This is a genomic window from Testudinibacter sp. 'clade 2' (assembly GCF_006227735.1).
GTDB lineage: Bacteria > Pseudomonadota > Gammaproteobacteria > Enterobacterales > Pasteurellaceae > Chelonobacter.
On record NZ_VDHB01000272.1, the window covers coordinates 1 to 809 of the forward strand.

Genomic DNA, 809 nt, shown 5'->3' on the forward strand with positions numbered 1-809 from the left:
GGTATGATTTGGATTTTTCTATTGATAGTTTGCAAACTCTTGAAAAATATTTAATCGGTGAAAAAATAGATAAAAATAGTGATGATGTAAATGATGCAGCTGCATATTTCGGTGAAGTTGTAAGAATGAACTATGGAGGTCAGTGGATATGTAATCTTGATAAAGAAAACAATTCTCTATATTATGGACTTCCCGTCATTACAGGCTTGGGAAAGGTAAAAGATGTTTTATTATCACCTTTTACAAGTGTAAAATCATTATTATTACGCCCAAGAGAAAATCATTTTAAAACTATTATTGATAATCATATTTCTCCTAAATTATTAGATTTGGACGATATACCGACTGAAAAATAAAGCATATGGAATTTATAAATTTAAAAGACGATTTGAAAAAATCTGTTGAACAAGCAGAAGAATATGCCATTATTAATCTACAAAATAATGTGAAGTTTTCACCATATATTTCATTTGGAGAAAAGAAAATTCAAAAAATAATTGCTGATAGCGTTGATGAAGCTATTGAAATAGCCCAAGAAGAAATTGAAGACTTGGATGAAGAAACTGTGGTTTTTGTTTATAAAGATAAAATACAGCTTACTGATGGAACTTTTGATGCTATCATTACTCAATTATTTAATGAAGACGAAGAAAGTGGTTACTCATATGGATTAGCTTATAAAATTGAAAATGGCAAAATAAGTTTTTTGAATAAACATATTTTCTTAGGAAATATCAGAAATTGTTTAGTATTTTAATTTTTACCGCTTTTGGGCGGTTTTTATTTTTATGGCACAGGATTTAAACGCA

Annotated in this window: 2 protein-coding genes; both read left to right on the plus strand. The window is 28.1% G+C overall.

Going from position 1 to position 809, the window contains the following annotated elements:
- A partial coding sequence (locus tag FHQ30_RS13385; protein WP_500692289.1) for a hypothetical protein occupies window positions 1–356 on the plus strand: 356 nt, incomplete at its 5' end.
- 5 nt (window positions 357–361) lie between these two features.
- Entirely contained in the window at window positions 362–757 is a 396-nt protein-coding gene (locus FHQ30_RS13170) for a hypothetical protein (RefSeq protein ID WP_139615074.1), read from the plus strand.
- Window positions 758–809: the final 52 nt, after the last annotated feature.

Bases quoted from the DNA above. Each gene is read 5' to 3' on its own strand.
- FHQ30_RS13170 (WP_139615074.1), top strand. From the start codon at position 362: ATGGAATTTATAAATTTAAAAGACGATTTGAAAAAATCTGTTGAACAA.